This is a genomic window from Mycobacterium sp. OAE908 (assembly GCF_017872775.1).
Classification (GTDB): Bacteria; Actinomycetota; Actinomycetes; order Mycobacteriales; family Mycobacteriaceae; genus Mycobacterium.
The window spans coordinates 677,866-699,981 of the sequence record NZ_JAGGJL010000002.1; the positions used below are offsets into that span (position 1 = coordinate 677,866).

A 22,116-nucleotide genomic window follows, 5' to 3' on the forward strand; every position below is an offset into this window, starting at 1 on the left:
GGAGCCGTTTCTGTGCGCCCCGTCACGGGGGCGGGGCGCACAGCGGCCGCTACCCTGACCCCATGACCAGCCAACGAGTGCCGGGCGGAGTGGTGCACAAGCTGCCCGACGACCTGCGCAAGTCGCTGATCGCCAACACCACGGCGCTCGCCGCCTGGAAAGACATCACACCCTTGGCGCGCAACGAGTTCATCTGCTGGGTCGAGGACGCCAAGCAGGAGGCGACCCGAGCGCGCCGCATTCGCCGGACTCAGGAGGAGCTCGAGGAAGGCATGCGCCGACCCTGCTGCTGGCCGGGTTGCAAGCACCGCGAGCGCACCGGCAAGTAAGCGGTCAGATGCCGGCGATGATCTGCTGGCGCTTTGCGCTGTATTCGGAGTCGGAGATCGCGCCGCTGGCATGCATGCCGTCGAGTTGCTGCAGGCGTGAAGAAACCGAGGCGCCGTGCACCGGAGGCGCTACGGGCGGCGCCTGGTAACCGATGTTGTGCTGCCAGGGCTGCATCGGGCGCGCCGAGCGCTCGCCGAAGTTGAACAGCCCGAGCCGCAGCAACAGCACGACCAGACCGACACCGCCCATCGGCAGACCGAAGTACATCCAGCTGCCCGATACGCCGTACTCGCTCAGCATGACGAACCGCATCACCATCGACACTGCGAAGAGAGCGACCACCGCTCCGACCACGATCACTACGACCTTGTTGTTGTTCATGCCGCAAGTTGACACCGCGCCCGGTGCTACCGATCCCAACTAATGCCCGAGCTTCTCGCGAACACGGTCAATCAGAAAGCGGCTGGTAGAGACCGGCCGGAACGCCCTGGCGGCCGCAGTGAGCGCATCGCGCGCCTCGGGGCTGAGCTCGATGTCGGCGGCGGCGACATTGAACTCGAGTTGTTCCACGCTGGACGCGCCTGGGATCGCGACGACGTTCGGAAGGGCGATCAGCCATGCCAGCGCGACCTGCGCCGGCTTGGCGCCGACATCTGAGGCCACGTCACGCAGCGTCTGCAGCAGCGGCTCCACGCGGCGCAGATTCTCGGTGCCGAACAGCTGGTTGACCGCCCGAACGCCCCCGGGCCGGTTGTCGATCCCGTACTTGCCGCCCAGCAGGCCCTGCGCCAGCGGGCTGTACGCGATCACGATGCGGTTCTCCTGCTCCGCGAACGGCACGATGTCTTCGAGCGCGCTCGGCTGGGCGAGGGAGAACTGCACCTGATTGCTGATCACGGGCCGCCCGAGCGCGGCATCGGCCTTCTTCCATCGATCAAGCGAGTAGTTCGAGACGCCGGCCGCGCCGATATCGCCGCTGTCGAGCAGGCTGCGCATCCCCGGCATGATCACCGAGTCGGGGACGAACGGGTTGGGCTGGTGGATCTGATAGAGCGGAATGCGGTCGACCTGCAATCGCCTGGCGCTCGCCCGTTCGCGCTGTCTGATGACCGGCGGAAACGGCGCGATCGGAAAGATCTTGCTGGCCAACGCGACTGACGACCGTTGCTCGCCGAGCGCTTCGCCGAGGATGCGCTCGCTGGCGCCCATCGCGTACACCTCTGCGGTATCGAACAGCGTCACCCCCAACGCCAGGGCGCGCTGCACGATGTCGCGGGCGACACCAGAGGAGTAGTTGTCGCCGTAACCCCATTCGCGTGAGCCGAACTGCCAGGTGCCCACACCGATCCGGCTGACGCGCCCGATTCCGTCGACGTCGAGGTACTTCATGCGCCCACCGTACTGAAATTCGAGTAGTCGACTACGCATGCCCTGCGTAGCGATCGGCGCGATGCTTTGGCTTATCAACAGCTCGGCCGCGAGCGGCGAACGCGGGGGACGCCGCTCGCGGCCGAAAATATCTCTGGCTTACGAGCGCTCTGCAATCTTGAGCACTTGGCCGAACCCGCGGGCGTCGATGACGTACAGATTGCCTGCGCCGTCCACCGCCACCTCGTGGGGTGCGTAGAGCAGGGGAGACGGCACCACAGTCTGCTCGTTCGAGCCTGCTGCGATCTTCACTATCTCTCGGTTGTCCGCGTCGATGACATACACGTCACCCGCGCCGTCCACCGCAAGACCCTCGGCGTCCTCGATTCCGGTCACCGGCAGCACTGTCTGCTCGGTCGATCCGGCCGCCAACCTCAACACCCTGTTGTCCGCGTTGACGAAGACGTCGCCAGCGGCGTCCACCGCCACGCCGCGGAGCCACTTGTCGTCGGTGAAGGGCAGCACGCTCTGTTGGTTTGATCCGGCCGCCAACTTCACCACTTTCGTGTCGTCGGTGATGTAGACGTTGCCGGCGTTATCGACCGCGACAGCCCGGGCGCGCTCGAGGCCGGTGAACTGCAGCACCGTCTGCTGATTCGACCCGGCTGCCAGCTTCAGGACCTTGGTGTCGTCGGTGACGTAGACGTTCCCGGCGGCATCGACCGCGACGCCATCAGGGCGGTTGAGGTCGGTGAACGGCAGCACGGTCTGCTCGGTCGCCCCGGCCGCCAGCTTCAGCACTCGGCCGCCTTCCCCGTCGGCGACGTAGACATCGCCTGCTGAACTCACAGCAACACCGCGCGGGTAGGTCAGGCCCGCCAACGGCAACACCGTCGGTTCTGGTCTCTTCGGCGGGACGGTCGACTCCTTCGACACGACAAACGGCAGATGTGCCTTTCCGATCTCGACAAGCGGATCAGGCATGACGGCCGCGGCCTCCACCGCGCCCCTGCCGTCAGTCATCGAAGCATCAAGCGCAAAACGGTATTTCAGTGTCACGACCGTGCCCTTGGGCATGGGCTGCACATCAGTGAAATCGCCCAGATAGTCCATGCCGGTCCCCATCACAGGGTCTTTCAGCTTGACCCATTTTCCGGTGGCCGCGTCGAAGCGGTCGGCGGTGGCCTCGGGCAGTCCCATCGGCGAAGTCGCGCAACTGCATCGCGGCAACGCGAACACGACGCCGACTTTCGGGTAGTCAACCGGCGAGTTGTTGCACAGCGTCACATCGATTTCCGTCATCGGATCGCCTGGCTTCACAGTGCCTGACGGGACGCCGTTCATCGCGACAGAGATCCTGGCGCCGGCTGGAACCGATCGGTAGGGCTCCGCAGTGGGCAGCGGTGCGGACGCCGGGTTGATCTCACAGCCGGCGGCCGCACCGGCCGCCGCGGCCGTGGTCGGCGCCTTGCTTGCAATGGTCGTGTCCAGCGTCGGTGTGCTCGACGAGCACGCGGCAACTGGAATCGTTGCCGCGACCGCGGCGACCATTGCCATCTTCTTAAGCCGTTGGTGGCCTAAGGCTTTCCTCATGAAGGTCCCTCATCTCGTGATCGATCTCGTGAGGGGCGACACTCCCTTCCCCGACTTGGCAGATTCTTGGCGCGCTGCTGACGCCTAGGACAGCGCGCGCACGATCTCGTCTGTCGTCACCACCGCGCTCGCGTAGTTCGGAATGTTCACGTCGAGCGCGGCATGCATCTCGGCATCCGAGTAGTCCGCTGTCGCGTCGCGCACCATCGTGACTTCGTAGCCGAGCTCGGCGGCATAGCGTACGGTCGCCTCCACGCAGGTGTGCGCAATCAAGCCGACGACTATCAGTTTGTGGATGCCGTGTCGCTTGAGCAGCACATCGAGGTCGGTGTTGGCGAATCCGCTGGAGCACCAATGTTCTTGGGCCACAACGTCGCCCGGTTGAGGCTCGAACTCGCTGCGCAACTTACCGCCCCAGCTGCCGTATTCAAATGTCTTGCGTCCCCAGGCCGCTCGCTGAATCGGGGCTATGTAGCGCCACGTCTCGTAATCACCAGGGCGATACCGGCGATGCAGCGCGTAGAAGACCCGAATCTCTGCTCTGCGCGCGGCATTGAGCACCTCGAGCATGTGAGGGATGCAGCTGTTGGCCTCCGCGACACCCTTCAACCGATCCCACACCTTGCCGCCGTCGGAAATGAAGTCGTTGTACGGATCGATCACCACCAGGCCCGTGATGTCTTTCTCATACGTCACGTCGACCATTTCTTCTCCCGTCGCCGCCTCGGTCGCAAATAATGGTTCTACGCCGCCAGCGAATGGAGTGCAGCATGAACGTCACGCCAGGTCTCGCCGCAGCCGTCGTACTCGCCGGAACTGCCGTCGGACTCGCAGGGCCGGCCAACGCCGACGGCTTCAGCGGCACCTTCATCCCGAACGGACCGGGCCTGAATTCCACCTGGGTCGTCACCCCGTGCGGCCCCGACTGCGCCCGCGTCTCCGACAGCAACGGCTGGTCTGCGGACGCTCACCCGTTTGGCGCGGTGTGGAGTTTTGTGGCAGATCTGCCGGACGGGACGAAATGCAACAACGACGGCGTGCTGCCCGGCACGGTCACGTTCCATGTGGACTCCGCGCAGAACAACGGCACGATGCTGACGACTAGTCCGGCGACCGGGTGCAGATGGGGACTCGCGCCGGGTTACTCGCAGCCGATCTTCATCACGTTGACCAGGATCTGAACGGGCGTCAGAATCCGATTCCCACGCCGAAACCGCCCCAGTAGTCGTCATCGGGATTGGGGCATGACACGTCGACGTAGACCGTCGCCAACGTCTCGCCGGTGGGTGGCTCGTGGTTGGGGTTGTGAATGGCGGTGACCTTGCACCAGTGCAGCGGGACCGACGACACACCGCTGACCCAGTTGATCTGAACGTCGTAGCCCTGGGCTTGCAGGTCGTCGACGGTGGCGCTGGCGTCCTCTGCGCCGGCGACCGGCCACACCGGCTCAGCGCCGACGGCGGGCGCGCAGACGACCGCGGCGCCAGCGAGTCCCGCGGCGAGCAATCCGTACCTGGGTGACATGGCAGTCCTCCTGACCCGCAGGGTCCGTAGTTCAAGGATGCGCCGCGCGGCTGTAACAGTTGCGCCAAACCAGCGATGAATTAGCAGAGCCGCGGCAGCTGCTGGACCGGGCCCAGCGTTGGGGGAGATGGCTGCGCATGGCAGCAGTGGCGGAGCAATCCGCCACGCTCCGTTACTAGAGGAGTCGATGCACAGATGGGTGCACCGCTTGAAATCTGCTCGAAGCGAGGCGTTGTCGCCGTTTTGGCGACGGGAGTCGTGATCTCTCTCACAGCTCTGACTGGAGGAGTCGCGCCGGCGTTCGCCAAGCCGGACACCGAGCCGGTCATCACGACGACGGCCGCGGCGCCGGAGCCAAAGGCGCCGGTCGCGGAGGAGACTGAAGCTCCGGTCCAACAGGCGCCGCCGAAGGCGCCCGCCATTGCGCCTGCGGCGCCCGTCGAGCAGGCACCGCAGACTCAGCAACCGACGCAGCAGGTGGTCGAACCGGTCGCGCCCGCGCCCGTGACGCAAACGACTACGGCTGTCGTCGCGCCTGCATCGCCGACGGCGACGCCGGCTGCGCCGGCTCCGAAGGTCGAGGCGCCGACCGTGACGAAGGTCGAGGCGCCCGCGCCACGTGCTGTCGCCCCGAGTTCTGACACGCCTACGGTCACCTCGACTGCGGCCTCGCCGAGTCCGGCCACCCAGGCGCCGTCGTCGCCAGCGTCAGTGTCGGAGACCGCGAGCGCTTCCGCTTCGGCGTCGGTCGGCTCCGTGCCGCCGTCGGCCGCGCTGGTCCCACCGAACGCGGCAACCGCGGACCTGCCGTCCACGGGCAGCACGGCATCGTCGCCGTCGAGCGAGTCGGCGGCGTCCGGCGAGCCGAAGGTGAGCGCGGCGCAGACGTCGCCGGCAACGGCCACGTCGGGCGAGCCAACCGTCTCGGTGACTCAGGCCGCCAAGGTGATCCAGATGTCGCAACCGCAGACACTGGAAGCGCCCAAAGAGGATGTCGAGGTCGCCAAGAACGCCAAACCCATTGAGGTGAAAGCAGATCCGGCGCCGAAGCAGGATGTTGATTCGATCGCGAGTTCGATCGGGCTTGATCTCGGCGTGAAGAGCCCGCTCGGTGTCGACGCCAGCGCTAGCGCGAAGGTGGATGCTCGACTCGCGAGTGACCGGGTGTTCGACCGCCCGATCCGCCAGTGGAGGCCGGATTGGGTGCAGTACGACGAGTACTACCGGCCGATCATCCTGAACCCGTATCACGAGCGCGTTCGGATTGTGTACGTCTACCAGAACGCCCCGCGGATCATCTGGATCCCGCCGCTGGCGCGGGCCGTGCTCGACGTGGCGCAGTTCGCGGCGTACAGCTTCACCGCTGTCGTCGACACTGCGGCCAACCTCGTCAACGCGGCGGTGGACACCGCCCTCAACGTGGCGGTCGGCTCGTTCTTCGGCGGTGGCTACATCCCCGCGGTGGGCTTGCCGTTGCCTCCGCCTCCGCCTCCGGTGTTGCGCTACGACAACGTCCCGGTGTTCGTGAATTACTCGCACGCGCGCTATGAGCCGTTCCGCGTTCGGCGCATCATCGACGTCGGCGACGACCCCCAGTTCGGTGAGCGCAAGGTGCTGCTCGACGGTGCCACTCCGGCGTGGGGCGAGTGGACCCAGACGGCAAGCGGTGAACGGCAATTCGAGGTGCACCGGACCCAGCAGTTCCCGGGTCTCGATGCTCCGCAGGAAGCACCGCTGCCGGGCGACTATCAACTGCGGCTGGCCTCGGATGAGTCACCGGCCGGCATGAGTGGTCGAGACATCTTCCTGTACGTCGCCGCAGGGGTGACCGTGGCGCTGGGCTTCGGTGCCATCGGCCTCGCCCTGTTCCTCGGGCGCCGTCGGCCAGAGCACTAAGGGCACACAACGAAAGAGGGGCACCCGAAATGGGTGCCCCTCTTCGTATGTCGGGGTCAGCGGCTCTGCTGCACGGAGCTATCTACGTGCGGGACGCTCACCGACGGCTGAGTGTTGTTCACCCAGTCATGGTGGCCGATATCGGCCGAGGCCGGGCCTGCGAGTCCGAGGACCGCGGCGGCCAGGCCGCTGGCGATGACTGTGGCAAATCCGAACTTCTTCATTTTGGTGCCCTCTCTTCTTGTCCGACTCGTGGCGCGGTTGTCGCGACTCGAACATCTCTGGTGCCGGTGGGGAATTCTCTCCATCGTTTCTGATGTGTTAAACGGGGAGGTCAGAGGTTTAATTCCGCTGGCAGCAATTGATCGCCGGTTGGCAGGAATCGACCACTGCCCGGCGTGAGATGGCATGAATCAAGGCACTGGCGTGACGGGCGTCACAGCAAACGGGCTAGCCGGCGCCCTTGCCGTTGTCGACCCGGTACACCGCGCCGTGGATGGCGGCGGCGTCGTCGCTCGCCAAAAACGCGATCGCTTTGGCCACGTCGACGGTCTCCATGAACCCGCGCGGCGAGGCGATGCGCAGGATCAGGTTCCAGTCGGCGCCGTCCGGGGCCTGAAACTCCGTCGACTGAGCGGTCGGCATGCCGCCGGGGCACACCGCGTTCACTCGCAGCTTCTCCTTCGTGAATTCGACGGCCAGCGCGCGAGTCAGGCCGATGAGCCCGTGCTTGGCCGCGCAGTACCCGGCCGAATACACCTCACCTTCGACGCCGGCGATCGACGACACGTTGACGATGTTGCCGCCCGTTTCGAGCAGGTGGGGAAGCGCGGCCCGGCACAGATAGAAGGGCCCGTTCAGGTTCACCGCGAGGTCGCGATCCCAGTCTTCGTCGGTCATCGTCGGCGTGTGCCGCATCTGGTGGAAGCCGGCGATGTTGGCCAGGATGTCGAGGCGCCCGAACTCAGCGACGCAGTCTGCGATGGCTTGCTTGCACGCCGCGGGATCGGAGATGTCCACCGACGCGTACTTGCCGCCCGGCACGTTTTCGAAAACGGTCGCCATCCGGTCGGCATCGCGTGCAATCCCGAAAACCGAGGCGCCGCGTTCGGCGAAGAGCTGTGCTGTGGCTGCGCCGAGTCCTGCCGAGGCGCCGGTGACCAATGCGACCTTGCCATCCAGTTGCGTCATGGCAAGACCTTCTCACGAGCCTTCGCCGGCCCCTACAGCGGCGCGCGGTCGCGCGGGCGGAACTGCCGCCAACAACGCCCGGGTGTATTCGTGCTCCGGGTCGGCGAACAGCTGCGCGGCGGGCCGGTACTCAACCGCCTCACCGTCGCGCATCACCAGCACCTCGTGGCTCATCTGCTGGATGACCGCCAGGTCATGGCCGATGAACAGATACGTCAGCCCGAGCTCGCGCTGCAACTGCGCGAGCAAGTCGAGGATGTGAGCCTGTACCGAAACATCCAACGATGCAGTCGCCTCATCGAGAATCAACAGCTCCGGTTCCGCGGCCAGCGCGCGGGCGATGCTCACGCGCTGACGTTGCCCGCCGGACAGCTCGTGCGGGTACCGGGACGCGAAAGATGCAGACAGACCGACGAGTTCGAGTAGCTCGGCCACCCGTGTCTGCCGATCACTTTTGCCTTTGACCAATCCGTGTACGCGCAATGGTTCTTCGATCGCGGTCTGCACCCGCATGCGTGGGTTCAGCGACGAGAACGGATCCTGAAAGACCAGGCCGATCTTGCGGCGCAGCGCCCTGCCCGCCGCCCCGCGAACGTCGATTACATCCACACCGTCCAATTGCGCGGTGCCCGCGTCGGGCTCGACCAGCCCGGTGAGCGCCCCCGCCACCGTCGACTTTCCCGAGCCCGATTCGCCAACCAAGCCCAGCGTCATCCCTTGCTTCATCTCGAACGAAAGTTGTTTCACGGCATGCACAGTCGATCTGCCGACGGGTGTCGTCACGGCGAACCGCACATCGAGGCCGTCGACCCGCAGCAGCACCGGCGCGTCATCGTCAACGGGCGCAGGCGCGGACCGGCCGACGGTCGGGCGCGCCTGCAATAGCTCTTGGGTATACGCGTGCTGTGGATTGTCGAATACCTCGAGGATCGGGGCCTGCTCGACTATTTCACCGTCGCGCAACACGGTTACGTTGTCGGCCACTTGTCCGATCACTCCCAGATCGTGGCTGATCCACACCACCGCAGTGCCGAAATCACGTTGCAGGTCCCGAACCAACTCGATGATCTGGGCCTGCGTCGTCACATCCAGCGATGTGGTCGGCTCGTCGGCGATCAACAGTTCGGGGTCGCAGGCCAGCGCGATCGCGACCATCACGCGCTGCCGCTGCCCACCTGACAACTGGTGAGGATAGGCGTGCAGGCGGCTCTGGGGATCCGGCAGGCCTACCGCCTCGAGCAACTCGAGGGCACGGGTGTTCGCCTGGCGTCGCGTCATCTTCCGATGTGTCTCAAGCGATTCGGTGATCTGGCGGCCCAGTGTGAGCAACGGATTCAGGGAGGTGCCAGGGTCCTGGAAGACGAAACCGATCTTGCCGCCGTGCACGCTGCGTAACAACCGAGGCGACGCACCGACGAGTTCGGTCTCACCCGCCAGGATGCTGCTGCCGTCGACGACAGCGCCGGGTGTGTCCAGCAAGCCCGTCGCCGCGAGCGCGGTCATCGTCTTGCCCGACCCGGACTCGCCGACGATGCCGAGCGTCTGTTCGCGCTGCACGACGAACCCGACGTCGCGGACGATGCGGCGGTTGCCGATGCGTACCCGCAGGCCGCGCACGCTCAGTACTTGGTCGGTCACCGCTGGCTCCTGGCCTCGATCATCGTGCGCTGCTTGGGGTCCAGCACGTCGCGCAGTCCGTCGCCGACAAGGTTGAAGGCCAGCACGATGACGAAGATCGCCGCACCGGGAAACACGGCCATCCACCACGCCATCGTCACGAAGCCCTGCGAGTCGAAGATCATCCGGCCCAGCGACGGCTGCGGCGGCTGGATGCCCAACCCGAGGAACGACAGGGCGGCCTCGGACAGGATCGCGAACGCCAACGACAGCGACGTCTGCACTATCAGCGGCCCGGCGATGTTCGGAACGATATGGCGGCCAAGGATGTACAGGCTTCCGGTGCCCATGGCACGCGACATCTGGACATACGGTTCGATGCGCACGCTCAGAGTGCTGGCTCGGGCCACCCGCGCGAAGATCGGCGTGTAGACAATGCCGATCGCCAGAATCGTCGTCGTCGTTCCCGGTCCCAGGATCGCGACGACGGCCAAGGCCAGCAGCAGCACAGGAAATGCAAACATCACGTCGACCACGCGCATGAACACCGCATCGACCCAGCCGCCACGGTAACCGGCGATGACACCGACCATGACGCCGACGACGACCGCGAACGCGACGCTGATCACCGCAACCCGCATCGATGCCTGCATGGCCACCAACACCCGCGAGAACACGTCTCGCCCCAATTCGTCTGTGCCGAACCAGTGTTCGCCACTGGGCGCTCGCAACGCGTTCGGAACATCGACGTCGTTGACACCGAACGGCGTGATCCAGTCGGCCACCACCGCAACGACAACCACGACGCCAAGCACGGCGGCGCTGACGACGGTCACCGGATTGCGCAACAACAGCCGCCACGACGACACGCGCGTCGATTCGCCTGTGAGTGTGCTCATGCCAACCGGATCCTCGGATCGACCACCGCGTAGAGCACATCGACGATCAGGTTGATGACCAGGAACAGGATGGCGATCAACAACACCGCGCCCTGGATGACGGGGTAGTCGCGGGCCGCGACCGCGTTGTACACCAGTCGGCCCAGGCCCGGCCAGGCGAACACGACCTCGACGACGATCACACCCCCGAGAATCGTCGCCAGTTGGATACCGGTGATCGTCAGCACCGGAACGAGCGCGTTGCGCACGGTGTGCCGGAACGTCACGACGCGCGGCGGCAAGCCTTTCGACCGCGCGGTGCGGACGTAACCCATCGACGCGACTTCGAGCACGGCGGACCGGACATAACGCGTCATGATCGCCGCGGCCACCAAACCCACTGTCAGAGCAGGCAATACAATGTGGCGCAGCCAACCTACCGGGTCGTCGAACAGCGGACGATACCCGGACGTCGGCAGCCAGCCCAGCGTCGTCGCGAACAGTGCGATGAGCAAGATGCCCAGCCAGAAGTCCGGAATGGACACGCCGAACTGGCTTGTGATGCGCACGATCGCATCGGAGACGCGGCCCTCGCGCAGTGCGGAGAAGATGCCTGCGGGCAGCGCTATCACCATCGCGATGACAATGCCGACGACGCCGAGTGACACGGTGGCGGGCAGGCGTTCCAGCAGTGTGACGGTGACGGGGTCGCCGTTGCGGAAGCTGACGCCGAGGTCTCCGGTGAACGCGGAGGCGAGGTAACCGAAGAACTGCTCGACGATGGGCCGATCCAGGCCGCTTGCCGACCGCAACGCGTCGTAGGCCTCCGGGGTGTAGCGGGTGCCCAGCGCGATGCGGACCGGGTCGCCCGGAACGAGGTGCACGAGCGCGAACACCGCGACGAGCACACCGGCAAGGACGACGAGGGAGTAGAGCAGCCGTCGCGCGATGAAACGGGTGATCGGATGGGTGAGTGCGGAAGTCACGTTGCCCCTCCCGGAGTCAGCGTCGCGGTGCTGAACCGGACCGCGCCGTCACGGCGCGCCTCGTAGCCCGACAGCCTCTTGGTCCAGGCCTGGATCACCGACGGGTTGTACAGGTAGATGTAGCTCGCTTCGTCGGCGATGAGCGTCGCCGCCTTGCTGTAGTCGTCGCCACGCGCATTCCGGTTGGTTTCGACTCGACCCGCATCGAGTAGCCGGTCGACCTCGCGGTTCGAGAACTTCTGCGCGTTGCTGCTGCCGCCGGTGTGGTGCTGTGCGTAATAGAAGTCGTCGGGGTCGATGTTGCCGAGCCAGCCCATCATCAGCATGTCGAAGTGGCCGTTGTTCTGCTCGTCGAGCCAAGTCGCGAAGTCGACAGTGCGAATGTTCACCGTGATACCAAGTGGCGCAAGGTTATCCGCGATGATCTGCGCGGCCGTCACCGTTTCCGGATACTCGGTGGTCACCAGCATGTCCAGGCTCTTGGGCGCCACACCGGCTTCTGCAAGCAATCCCTTCGCCTTCTCGATGTCGTGGCGGTAGCCGTCGTACGGGGTGTACCAGGGATTGCCCTTGGGAATCGCGAGTTGATTGGCAACGGCGGTCCCGTAACTGGTCGCCTGAACGATGGCGTCGCGGTCGATGGCGTAGGCGATGGCCTGGCGCACCCGCACGTCATTCCACGGTGGCCGCGCCTCGTTCAGTGCGAGATACCAGTAGTCGTTACTGGGCGTCGCCGCCAGAGTGATGGAATCGTCGTTTTTCAGCGCAGCGACGCGTTGCGGCGGAATGGAGTCCGTCCAGTCGATCTCACCGGCCTGGAGCGCCGACAGCGCCGTCGACGGTTCGGAGATGAACCGGAACGTCACACCCGAAACCTTCGGCGCCCCCGCCCAATACGTCGGATTCGCCTTCAGCACGATCGAATCGCCGCTCTTCTGGTTTGCGAATACGAACGGTCCCGTTCCGACGGGATGCGTTGCGATCTGGCCGCTCTCGACGTTCCGGCGTGACACGATCGCCACACCCTTGAACCCGCCCAGATTGGTCAACAGATTCGGCGTCGGCTGCTTGAGCGTGATCCGCACCGTGGACTGGTCGGGTGCCGTGACGCTGGTGACGGCACTGAACTTGTCGGCGTTGGCCAGCTTCTGGTCGATGATGCGCCGATACGAGTAGACGACGTCGTCGGCGGTGAACGGGCTGCCGTCGTGAAACGTGACGCCGCGGCGCAGGTGGAACGTCCACGCGAGTTGATCTGGGCTGACCTCCCAGGACTCCGCAAGAGCGGGCCGCATCTCCAGATTCGCGTCGGGCTGCACCAGCGTGTCGAACACGTTCTCCAGCACCTCGAACGAGAAGTACGCGCTGGTCTTCTGCGGGTCGAGTTGGTCGGGCTCGCCCGCGATCGCGGCCACCAGGTTGCTCGACGAGTCGTCGCCGAGATCAACCCGGGAACCGGTGGAACAGCCACTGAGGGCAGCCACCACCGCCACCACGACGCCGACAGCGGTCACTACCGCCGGTTTCGTCACCTGGGATCTCTACCCGCTGCGTCGGGCCTCCGAAACTCCGGGCGCGCCACCAAACCGTGACTTAGCGAAACGAAGGCTGCGATACTCAGCGACGTGAGAATATTCCGTGGTCTGGCCGCAGCCGTCATCATGGCGTGCGCGGCCCTTGGGTTCGCGGGCCCCGCCCACGCCGATCAGGTCGTCCAGGGCGTCTACACCTACACGCCGGAGCAGGGTGACAGCGGGACCTACTCGATCTGGCCGTCCTGCGTACCGGTGGTCGGCGACCTGCGAGAGCCGCTGAACCTGCCGGTCGCCTGCAGGCTGCACATGGCCGGGTCGTCAGGTCTGGCCAGCGGTCTCGCACGGTTGACCGGCGGCGTCTGGGAGTGGACCTATAACACCAGCCAGGGGATGCAATGCCCCGACGGTAGCTGGGCGCCAACGGTCGAGACGTTCAAGTTCGACGACCTCACCATGACGGGCACCCGCAACATCGCCCACAACGACGTTTGCGGACTGCAGCCGGGGATCATCACGATCCCGTTCACTATGACTTACCAGGGACCGCTGCCATTTCCGGTCGAGCAGTATCCGCTGTACTGCGAGCCCGCCGGACTGCGCATCTGCCAGTAGTGGCCCGCTGGCGCCGGAGGGCTCACACCGGTACTGCCGTCCCGCTGCTCAACGGCAAGGTGGTCAACCTGACCGGGCCGCGCCGCACCAGCCGTTGGGGCGTCACATGCACCGACCTCGGGGCGTCGGTCGTCGCGCCCAACGGCAAGCTGGTTTCGGTGTTCGGCGATACGTTCTCCGGCCGCAAGGTCGGCCAGGGTGACTGGCGCTCGCCCGTCGTGCTGATCGGCACCGGCGACGCCGACCACGAAATCGTTTACGAGCGGGCCGGGGGAGACGACCCGAATTACGCCAACCAGCTGTGGCACTACATCCATGACGATGCCGCCACCGGCTGGACACACGGCGGCATCAGCACCGTGATCCCCTCAGACCTGCTGCGCGTCGGCGACTCGATTTACTTGCACGCCATCGTGAATCGAGGGTTCGGCCACGTCGTCTGGACCGAGATCTGGCGCTCCGACGACAGCGGCGTCTCGTGGTCACACATGGGTGAGGAGGCGAAGTTTCCCGCCGATCTGTACGGCGGCCACGCCCAATGCTGGTCGTGGGACTACGACCCGGACGACGGCTGGGTTTACGTCGTGGCGACGGGATTTCAGCGCGACAAGGGCATCATCCTGATGCGCGTGCGACCCGACGACATCGGGCAGAAGTCGCGATATGTCAGCTGGGGCTACAGTGCCGGTCAGTGGGCGTGGGGACAGCCGGCCACGCCGATCACGCCGCAGGGCGAGAAATGGGGCGAGCTGACGTTTCGCCGGATGGCCCAAGGCAAGTGGGTGCTCGGCGGATTCCTGGCGTCGCAGTATGCGCTGGGTTACCGCGTCGTCGATTCACCCGTCGCCAACATGCACACCACTGAACTCCAGATGCCCGTGCTCGGTTCGTCATGGAACGACGAGAACCACGCCAAGAACAGGGTCGCCCAACTCTACGGCGGCTACCTGTTGCCAGGCTCGCGGTTCGATGTGCAGGGCGGCGTCGGTCTCGTGGTGTCCCAGTGGAACACCGACATCGGATGGCCTTACCGCGCAATGCAGTTCAAGGCCGCGCTGCGAGACACCACGACGACCGTACCGCCGCCTGACCCGATCAACCTGTGAACTAAACCGTGATACCGCCGTCGACGTTCCAGTTGGCGCCGGTCACATAGGACGCTTCCGGCCCTGCCAAATAACTCACCGCGCTGGCGATGTCGCTGGTCTGACCGTAGCGGCCCAGCGACGTCAACGGCCTTGCCCAATCGGCGAATTCGCCCTCTTCGGGGTTCATGTCGGTGGCGATCGGCCCGGGCTGAATGTTGTTGACGGTGATGCCGCGCGGTCCGAGCTCGCGCGCCAGCCCCAGGGTGAGGCTCTTGACGGCGCCCTTGGTCATCGCATACACGGCGAGGCCGGCAGCGGGTACCCGGTCGGCGTTGACGCTGCCGATATTGATGATCCGGCCACCCTCGCCGAGATGAGGAAGTGCTCGCTGCACCGCGACGAAGACGGCACGCACGTTGACGGCCACGAGACGGTCGAACTCGTCGAGTGGGAACGACTCGGTGTCGGCGACGTACGCCACGCCCGCGTTGTTGACCAGGATGTCCAACCCGCCCAGTTGTGCGACGGCATCGTCGACCGACCTGGCCACCTGTTCGGGGTCCGCGCTGTCGGCCTGAATGGCGACCGCGGTGCCGCCGGCCTCGCCGACCTGCGCAACCAGCTTCTCGGCCTCGACCGCCGATGCGCCGTAGGTGAAGGCAACGGCTGCGCCATCGGCAGCCAGCCGCCGAACGATTTCGGCGCCGATGCCGCGCGATCCGCCGGTTACGAGGGCACGCCGTCCAGTAAGTGATGAAGTCATGCCTCCCTCAAGGCGCAACGCGGCGAGAACATTCCCGCCAGGTCAGTATTCGCTGCAGGTGCTGGCACAACCTCGAGGTCTGGCTGCCCGCGCCGAGGAGGACACCGTCAGCGAAGCGGCGACGCGGGCGCAGATCGACGAACGACGGAACGAGGTTCGCCGACTCTCGAACTTGCTCACCGGGGATCGCGAGCCCGCCTATGGTGAAGGCCGTGAAGCAATCTGACAGGAAGCGCGTCGTCGTCTGGGGCACCGGTTTCGTCGGCCGGATGGTGATCGGCGAAATCGTCAAGCATCCGCTGTTCGAACTGGTCGGCGTCGGGGTGAGCAACCCGGACAAGGTCGGCCGCGACATCGGTGAAATCTGTTCTCTCGGTGAAGAACTCGGGCTGTCCGCCACCGACGATGTCGATGCGCTCATCGCGCTGAAACCGGACGCGCTGGTGCACTATGGTCCGACCGCCGCGCACGCCGACGACAACATCGCGCTGATCACCCGCTTCCTGCGGGCGGGCATCGACGTGGTTTCCACGGCGATGACGCCCTGGGTGTGGCCGACCATGCACCTCAACCCGCCGAACTGGATCGAGCCCATCACCGTGGCCTGCGAACTCGGCGGCTCCTCCTGCTTCACCACCGGCATCGACCCGGGTTTCGCCAACGACCTGTTCCCGATGACACTGATGGGACTGTGTTCAGAGGTTCGCAAGGTGCGTGCCTCCGAACTGCTGGACTACACGAACTACGAAGGCGACTACGAGTTCGAGATGGGCATCGGCAAGCCGCCGGAGTACCGACCTCTGCTGGAAAACCCCGACATTCTGGTCTTTGCTTGGGGCGCAACAGTTCCGATGATCGCGCACGCGGCAGGCATCATGCTCGACGAGATCACCACGACGTGGGACAAGTGGGTGACGCCCACCGAGCGCAAGTCGGCCAAGGGCATCATCGAGCCAGGAAACGTTGCGGCCGTGCGGTTCACGATCAACGGCGTATACCAGGGCGAGACCCGTATTCAACTCGAACACGTCAACAGGATCGGCAACGACGCCGCACCGGACTGGCCGTCTGGCACGCAGAACGATGTCTATCGCGTCGACATCGAGGGCACACCGAGCATTTTCCAGGAGACGGCGTTCCGGTTCACCGACGGCTCGGGGCGCGATGCCGCCGCCGCAGGCTGCCTCGCCACCGGCCTGCGGGCGCTCAACGCGGTGCCCGCGGTCAACGACCTTTCGCCAGGCTGGGTGACGGCTCTGGATCTACCACTGATTCCCGGTGTGGGGACCATTCGCTGAGTAACGCTGGCGCCGTGAGACAAGATGGAATACCGATAGGGTTTCATCGAGACGGAGTGACATGTCTGACGGGGTAGGGCTGTCGGTTGGTGCCACCAACCTGACCGCCGTCGTAGTAGGGCGGACCGCGGTGACGCGCTCGCCGGTGGTGACGCTGTATCCGCACCGACCACCCGAGGTCGGTGTGCCCAGTGAAAACCCCAACCTGACCGAACGTGGCCTGATCATCACCGACTTCGTCGACCGCGTCGGCGACCCCGTCGGGATCGTCGCAGCCGACGGGTCCTCACATCTGGCCGACAAAGTGCTCGCCGACGCGCTGCGCGCCATGCTCTACACCGTCGGCAAGCCGGCGGCGGGCCCGGTCGCCGTCACGTACCCCGCGCATTGGCGACCCGCGGCCGTCGACGCACTGCGTAACGCCCTATCGGCGATGCCGGAGCTCAAGCAGGCGCGGCTGCTATCCGACGCGTCGGCAGCGCTCACCGCATTGCAGGACGATCCCGGGGTGCCGACTCGCGGCGTGATCGCGCTCTGCGATTTCGGCGGCACCGGAACCAGCATCACGCTCGTCGACGCCACGACCGGTTTCGCGCCAGTCGGCCCGACAGTCCGTCACACCGACCTGTCCGGCGATCTCATCGATCAGGCGTTGCTCACCCACGTCATCAATGACTTGTCGGCCGCGGGCACCATCGATCTGTCCGGCACCTCGGCCATCGGCTCACTGAGCCGGCTGCGCGCCCAGTGCCGCGGAGCCAAGGAGCGGCTCTCCACCGCCGCCGTCACTTCATTGGTGGCCGAGCTGCCAGGGCATCGCAGCGACGTGCGACTGACCCGCAACGAACTCGACGAGGCGATCCGCACGCCGCTCGCCGACTTCGTCGGCGTCGTTCAGGATTCATTGGAGCGCAACGGAATTCGGGGCGCCGACCTCGTCGCCGTGGCGACCGTCGGCGGTGGGGCGCGCATCCCGATCGTCACCACCACACTGTCCGAACACTTTCGGGTACCCGTCATCACCGCGGCGCAGCCGGAGCTGGCAGCCGCGATCGGGGCAGGCCTGCGGGCGGTGCGCGGCACAGTCGACGAGGGCGCGACGTCGATGGCGGTGGCACCCGGTGTCGCCGCCGCGGCGGGCGCAGCCACCGCGATGGCACCCGAAGTCGGACCGCAGGACGCGCCGCAGTCGAGCACGTTTCACGCGTTGGCGTGGTCGGACGCCGACGACGTTCCCGATGTCACGGCCGGTGACCCATACGAGTACGCCGCACCGGCAGACGCCGGCTATGACCCGCGTCCTCAAATGCAGTTCGATCGCGACCCCATCGAGCAGGAGGCGGCGCCGCTGCCGTGGTACCGCAAGCCCGCGCTGGTGCTGCTCGCAGGCGTACTGGCCGTCCTGGCCGCGCTGACCGCCGCCGTGCTGTACGTGATGCGCGACGACTCCACGCCGGCGCCTGCCTCGACCACCGCCCCCGTCACCACGACCACGACGCCGGCCCCGACGACCACCGCGGCCGCACCACCGCCAGAGACTCAGGCGCCTGCGCCGCAGACGCGCGCACCACAGACCCGCACGGTGACCCAGCAGGCGCCGCCTCCGCAGACCGCGACCGAAGCTCCGCCGCCTCCGCCGGAGACCACGGAGGCGCCTCCACCGCCGCCGCCCACTTCGGAGGCGCCCCCGCCGACCACCGAAGCTCCGCCGACGTCGCAGCCGCCGCCGTGGAGTCCGACCGCCCCGTATCCGACGATCCCCGGTCTGCCGTGGGTTCCTGCACCCCAGATACCGGCGCAGCCCTAGGCTCGCGTGCATGACCGACGGCTTGCTCTTCGATCCGAACACCTACGACCCACAGCAGTTCGACGAGGAGACGCGGCGACTGCTGCGCGCCACCATCGATTGGTTCGAGGGCCAGGGCAAAAAGCGCATCCTCGACGCCGACCTGGCGGCGCAGTGGCCCGCGGATTTCGTCGACTTCGTCAAGCGCGAGAAACTGTTCGCGACCTTTCTGACACCGTCGGAGTTCGCCGACGGCGACCCGAACAAGCGGTGGGACGCCGCGCGCAACGCCGCGCTGTCGGAGATCCTCGGGTTCTACGGGCTGACCTACTGGTACACCGAGCAGGTCACGATCCTTGGCCTCGGACCGATCTGGCAGAGCGAGAACAAGGACGCCAAGCTCAAGGCCGCCGACGACCTGGACACCGGAGAGGTGATGGCCTTCGGGCTGTCCGAGCGCGAACACGGCGCCGACGTCTACAACACCGACATGGTGCTCACGCCCGCCAGCGAACAGGACCGCGCCGACGGCATCCTGTACCGGGCGTCGGGGGAGAAGTACTACATCGGCAACGGCAACGTCGCCAGCATGGTGTCGGTGTTCGGGCGCCGCGGCGACGTCGAGGGTCAGGATGCTTACGTCTTCTTCGCCGTCGACAGCCAGCACGAGAACTACCACCTGATCGACAACGTCGTGCACATGCAGATTTACGTGAGTACGTTCCGGCTGGAGAACTATCCGGTGCGGGAATCCGACATCCTACATACCGGCGTGGAAGCCTTTGCCGCAGCACTGAATACGGTCAACGTCGGCAAGTTCAACTTGTGCACGTGCACGATCGGCATGACCGAACACGCCTTCTACGAGGCGATCACACACGCGCAGAACCGAATCCTCTACGGCAATCCGGTCACCGACTTCACCCATGTGCGAGCCAATTTCGTCGACGCGTACGCACGACTGGTCGCGATGAAACTGTTCAGTCAGCGCTCTGTCGACTACTTCCGCAGCGCCAGCCTCGACGACCGGAGGTATCTGCTGTTCAACCCGATGACCAAGGCGAAGGTCACCATGGAGGGCGAGACCGTACTGCGTGCCCTGCACGACGTGATCGCCGCCAAGGGATATGAGAAGAACACGATGTTCCGTGAGGTCTCGCAGTTGATCGGCACGCTGCCGAGACTCGAGGGCACCGTACATGTCAACGTCGGCCTGGTGCTGAAGTTCATGCCCAACTACATGTTCAATCCCGCCGAGTATCCGGAGATCCCGACCCGCAACGATCCTGCCGACGACGTGTTCTTTTGGAACCAGGGACCGACGCGCGGCGCGGCCAAGGTGCAGTTCGCGGACTGGAAGCCGGTTTACGAGCGGAACGCGGGGATCGCGAATGTCGCACGGTTCTACGAACAGGCTCAGGCGTTTTCGACGCTGCTGGCAAGCGCGGCCCCCGATGCGGATCAGCAGAAGGATCTCGACTTCATGCTCAACGTGGGGCATTTGTTCTCGCTGATCGTCTACGGCCAGCTCATCCTGGAGCAGGCCGCGCTGACCGGGATCGATGACGACATCGTGGATCAGATCTTCGACTTCCAGATCCGCGACTTCTCCACCTATGCCGTTGCGCTGCACGGCAAGCCGAGCTCGACGCAGGCTCAACAGGACTGGGCCTTGGGTGCAATCCGCAAACCCGTGACCGATGCAGACCGATTCAACCGGGTGTGGGAGCGCGTCAAGGCCTACGACGGCGCCTACGCGATGCGACCCTGACGTCGCACACCTGTCACGGCTGACCGCGGCAGCCGCCCGGCCTTGGAGTGACCGGTCAGCCGGTCGCCATCGACTACGACGTCGAATTCGAGGTTCAGCCGCATCGGCTTGGTCACCGATTGACGCCAGGTAACCCGTTGTCCCGCAACGACGATGCCGCGCAGCGGAACCGTTTCGCCCTTTGCGGTCGCGGTGCCGGTGACCCCGTCGTCGGCGAATGTGTACACCACCGCCAGTGATCCGATCGGCGTCTTGATCGTCACGTCCCACTGTCCGGCTAGCTCCATACCGTTCCTCTGCGCTCGTAGGCGAACAACGATTCGACAGCCAGCGCAACGCGCGGCCCATAGCTTCGGTGCAGTAGATGCAGTGCGAGATCGAGGCCGGAGGTCACCCCACCCGCGGTGATCAGATCGCCGTCGTCGACGACCCGGGCATGAACGACGTTGACGCCGGTGGCGTCCAACACGTCCATGCCGAGGTGATGCGTGACGGCGTGTCTGCCCTCGAGCAGCCCCGCCATGGCGAGCGCGAGTGATCCACCGCAGACGGTCGCGACAGTGATGTCGGGATTCTGCATCGCCTGCTGAATCAACGGCACCGCTGCCGTCTCGCCGAAGCGGGCCAGAAGAACGGGGATCGTGTCGACCTCGTCGGGATCGCCGTCGATGGGACCGCTGGCACCCGGCACGATGACGTAGCCGGGCTTCGCGGGATCGAGTTGGGCAGTCGCATGTAACACCATGCCGCGGGTCCCGCTGACCACAGCCCGCGGGCCCTCGGCCGAGACCAGTTCGACGTCCAAGGCGCCGCCCACTTCGTCGCTGCCCGCGGCCAGCACTTCGAACGGCGCGATGGCATCGAGCGGGTCGAACCCGTCGAACAACACAATCTGTGCGTGCACCTGTTCATCGTCGGGTCGCCGACCGTCGTGGAACAGCGGTCAGGCGGTCATTGCCCGCCGAAATGTTGCCAGTCAGCTATCGACCGGGCTGAAGCTGAAGATGTGCTCGAGGCCAGTTGGGCCGTGGGTGCGGGCAGGCCGCGGCATGCAGCGATCACTCGGCGGCCCGCGTTGCATAAGACGTGACCGTCGGCCGATCTCTTTCGTCGTCCACTTTTGAGGGATTCCTGGCCGGATTGAGGCGGCGCACAACGTGCGGCTACCGCCAGTATCGATATCAGGCACGGTCTCACAACCACGACAAGAAGGGGCGGAAATCATGTCAGAAATCGTTGGGGGCGTGGAGCTTCCGGAGACCGCGGCGGTCACCGAATCGACTCGTATCGTCTCGGAGACGACCAGCCCATTGCTCTACCACCACTCCCGCAGGGTGTTCCTGTTCGGTCAGCTTCACGCCCGGCGGCTCGGCATGACACCGGATCCCGAACTGCTCTATTTGGCCGCCATGTTTCACGACACCGGTCTCGTGACCCCCTACTCCGATGTGGAACAGCGTTTCGAGGTCGATGGGGCCGACCACGGGCGCAAGTTCTTGATCGAGCACGGATTCTCCACCGCCGCAGCAGATACCGTGTGGACGGCCATCGCGCTGCACACGACACCGGGGATTCCTGGCCGGATGGGTCCGGAGATCGCCGCCACCCATCTGGGTGTGATGACCGATGTGGTCGGCTTCGGCCTTGACGATCTGAACACCGACGAGGTGGACGAAATACTCGCCGTTCATCCGCGGGGCGACTTCAAGAACGAGTTCCTGCAAGCCTACTTCGACGGGTTCAAGAACCGGCCGGAGACGACGAATGGAACCGTGAACTCCGATGTGGTGGAGCACTTCATGCCCGAGTACCGGCGCACAACCACTGTCGAGCGCATGCTCGGCTCGGCCTGGCCAAGCTGATCGACGATGCATGGGGCA

The 22,116-nt window shown here is 65.5% G+C and carries 23 protein-coding genes; 9 read left to right on the plus strand and 14 right to left on the minus strand.

Going from position 1 to position 22,116, the window contains the following annotated elements:
- The first annotated feature begins 62 nt into the window (after nt 1-62).
- The gene (locus J3E61_RS28410; RefSeq protein WP_192723237.1) at nt 63-329 is read left to right on the plus strand and encodes a YdeI/OmpD-associated family protein; all 267 of its coding nucleotides are present in this window, start codon (nt 63-65) and stop codon (nt 327-329) included.
- 4 nt (nt 330-333) lie between these two features.
- Here the strand turns inward: J3E61_RS28410 and J3E61_RS28415 are convergent, their stop codons facing one another.
- The 4 genes from J3E61_RS28415 to J3E61_RS28430 all read right to left on the minus strand — a co-directional run bounded on the left by J3E61_RS28415 (nt 334) and on the right by J3E61_RS28430 (nt 3,996).
- Nucleotides 334-711: an SHOCT domain-containing protein gene (locus J3E61_RS28415; RefSeq protein WP_192723236.1), complete on the minus strand. Its 378-nt coding sequence runs from the start codon at nt 709-711 to the stop codon at nt 334-336.
- 39 nt (nt 712-750) lie between these two features.
- A complete protein-coding gene (locus tag J3E61_RS28420) occupies nt 751-1,719 on the minus strand; it encodes an aldo/keto reductase (RefSeq protein WP_192723235.1) in 969 nt (322 codons plus the stop codon).
- Nucleotides 1,720-1,857: 138 nt separating this feature from the next.
- Complete coding sequence (locus tag J3E61_RS28425) at nt 1,858-3,249, minus strand: hypothetical protein (RefSeq protein ID WP_210086140.1); 1,392 nt, start codon at nt 3,247-3,249, stop codon at nt 1,858-1,860.
- A 126-nt stretch (nt 3,250-3,375) separates the two neighbouring features.
- Entirely contained in the window at nt 3,376-3,996 is a 621-nt protein-coding gene (locus J3E61_RS28430) for a cysteine hydrolase (protein ID WP_210086141.1), read from the minus strand.
- Nucleotides 3,997-4,061: 65 nt separating this feature from the next.
- Between J3E61_RS28430 and J3E61_RS28435 the strand changes: the two genes are divergently transcribed.
- Nucleotides 4,062-4,472: a hypothetical protein gene (locus tag J3E61_RS28435; RefSeq protein ID WP_210086142.1), complete on the plus strand. Its 411-nt coding sequence runs from the start codon at nt 4,062-4,064 to the stop codon at nt 4,470-4,472.
- Between the two features lie 7 nt (nt 4,473-4,479).
- Here J3E61_RS28435 and J3E61_RS28440 read toward each other — a convergent pair whose 3' ends face one another.
- Complete coding sequence (locus J3E61_RS28440) at nt 4,480-4,815, minus strand: hypothetical protein (protein ID WP_210086143.1); 336 nt, start codon at nt 4,813-4,815, stop codon at nt 4,480-4,482.
- A gap of 195 nt (nt 4,816-5,010) precedes the next feature.
- On the opposite strand from J3E61_RS28440, the gene J3E61_RS28445 reads away from it, so the two are divergent.
- Nucleotides 5,011-6,711: a hypothetical protein gene (locus tag J3E61_RS28445; RefSeq protein WP_210086144.1), complete on the plus strand. Its 1,701-nt coding sequence runs from the start codon at nt 5,011-5,013 to the stop codon at nt 6,709-6,711.
- Nucleotides 6,712-6,767: 56 nt separating this feature from the next.
- Here the strand turns inward: J3E61_RS28445 and J3E61_RS28450 are convergent, their stop codons facing one another.
- From J3E61_RS28450 to J3E61_RS28475, 6 genes are all read right to left on the minus strand, one after another.
- Nucleotides 6,768-6,935, minus strand: coding sequence for a hypothetical protein (locus J3E61_RS28450; protein ID WP_192723229.1), 168 nt, complete (start codon nt 6,933-6,935; stop codon nt 6,768-6,770).
- Nucleotides 6,936-7,161: 226 nt separating this feature from the next.
- Nucleotides 7,162-7,902 (minus strand): SDR family oxidoreductase, encoded by a 741-nt coding sequence (locus J3E61_RS28455; RefSeq protein ID WP_210086145.1) that lies wholly within the window; start codon nt 7,900-7,902, stop codon nt 7,162-7,164.
- Between the two features lie 12 nt (nt 7,903-7,914).
- On the minus strand, nt 7,915-9,540 hold the full coding sequence (locus J3E61_RS28460) for an ABC transporter ATP-binding protein (RefSeq protein WP_210086146.1): 1,626 nt from the start codon (nt 9,538-9,540) through the stop codon (nt 7,915-7,917).
- Nucleotides 9,537-10,418 carry an ABC transporter permease gene (locus J3E61_RS28465; protein ID WP_210086147.1) on the minus strand — a complete coding sequence of 294 codons (882 nt, stop codon included), beginning with the start codon at nt 10,416-10,418 and terminating at the stop codon, nt 9,537-9,539. The genes J3E61_RS28460 and J3E61_RS28465 overlap by 4 nt, the downstream gene beginning before the upstream one ends.
- Nucleotides 10,415-11,383, minus strand: coding sequence for an ABC transporter permease subunit (locus J3E61_RS28470; RefSeq protein ID WP_192723225.1), 969 nt, complete (start codon nt 11,381-11,383; stop codon nt 10,415-10,417). The genes J3E61_RS28465 and J3E61_RS28470 overlap by 4 nt, the downstream gene beginning before the upstream one ends.
- Nucleotides 11,380-12,915, minus strand: coding sequence for an ABC transporter substrate-binding protein (locus J3E61_RS28475; RefSeq protein ID WP_210086148.1), 1,536 nt, complete (start codon nt 12,913-12,915; stop codon nt 11,380-11,382). The genes J3E61_RS28470 and J3E61_RS28475 overlap by 4 nt, the downstream gene beginning before the upstream one ends.
- Nucleotides 12,916-13,008: 93 nt before the next feature.
- On the opposite strand from J3E61_RS28475, the gene J3E61_RS28480 reads away from it, so the two are divergent.
- Nucleotides 13,009-13,530 carry a hypothetical protein gene (locus J3E61_RS28480; protein ID WP_192723223.1) on the plus strand — a complete coding sequence of 174 codons (522 nt, stop codon included), beginning with the start codon at nt 13,009-13,011 and terminating at the stop codon, nt 13,528-13,530.
- On the plus strand, nt 13,530-14,636 hold the full coding sequence (locus J3E61_RS28485) for a DUF4185 domain-containing protein (RefSeq protein ID WP_210086149.1): 1,107 nt from the start codon (nt 13,530-13,532) through the stop codon (nt 14,634-14,636). The genes J3E61_RS28480 and J3E61_RS28485 overlap by 1 nt, the downstream gene beginning before the upstream one ends.
- A gap of 1 nt (nt 14,637) precedes the next feature.
- Here J3E61_RS28485 and J3E61_RS28490 read toward each other — a convergent pair whose 3' ends face one another.
- Nucleotides 14,638-15,381, minus strand: a complete 744-nt coding sequence (locus J3E61_RS28490; RefSeq protein ID WP_210086150.1) for a 3-oxoacyl-ACP reductase FabG — start codon at nt 15,379-15,381, stop codon at nt 14,638-14,640.
- Between the two features lie 200 nt (nt 15,382-15,581).
- Between J3E61_RS28490 and J3E61_RS28495 the strand changes: the two genes are divergently transcribed.
- From J3E61_RS28495 to J3E61_RS28505, 3 genes are all read left to right on the plus strand, one after another.
- Entirely contained in the window at nt 15,582-16,679 is a 1,098-nt protein-coding gene (locus J3E61_RS28495) for a dihydrodipicolinate reductase (protein WP_192723219.1), read from the plus strand.
- A gap of 61 nt (nt 16,680-16,740) precedes the next feature.
- Nucleotides 16,741-18,486 (plus strand): Hsp70 family protein, encoded by a 1,746-nt coding sequence (locus J3E61_RS28500; RefSeq protein WP_210086151.1) that lies wholly within the window; start codon nt 16,741-16,743, stop codon nt 18,484-18,486.
- A gap of 10 nt (nt 18,487-18,496) precedes the next feature.
- A complete protein-coding gene (locus J3E61_RS28505; RefSeq protein WP_210086152.1) occupies nt 18,497-20,236 on the plus strand; it encodes an acyl-CoA dehydrogenase in 1,740 nt (579 codons plus the stop codon).
- On the opposite strand, the gene J3E61_RS28510 is transcribed toward J3E61_RS28505, so the two are convergent.
- Together J3E61_RS28510 and J3E61_RS28515 are read right to left on the minus strand one after the other, a co-directional pair.
- Complete coding sequence (locus tag J3E61_RS28510) at nt 20,218-20,523, minus strand: hypothetical protein (protein WP_210086153.1); 306 nt, start codon at nt 20,521-20,523, stop codon at nt 20,218-20,220. The genes J3E61_RS28505 and J3E61_RS28510 overlap by 19 nt on opposite strands.
- On the minus strand, nt 20,514-21,140 hold the full coding sequence (locus tag J3E61_RS28515) for a DJ-1/PfpI family protein (RefSeq protein ID WP_192723215.1): 627 nt from the start codon (nt 21,138-21,140) through the stop codon (nt 20,514-20,516). Before J3E61_RS28515 ends, J3E61_RS28510 begins: the two co-directional genes overlap by 10 nt.
- Before the next feature lie 319 nt (nt 21,141-21,459).
- Between J3E61_RS28515 and J3E61_RS28520 the strand changes: the two genes are divergently transcribed.
- Entirely contained in the window at nt 21,460-22,098 is a 639-nt protein-coding gene (locus J3E61_RS28520) for an HD domain-containing protein (protein WP_210086154.1), read from the plus strand.
- The last annotated feature ends 18 nt before the right edge of the window (nt 22,099-22,116 follow it).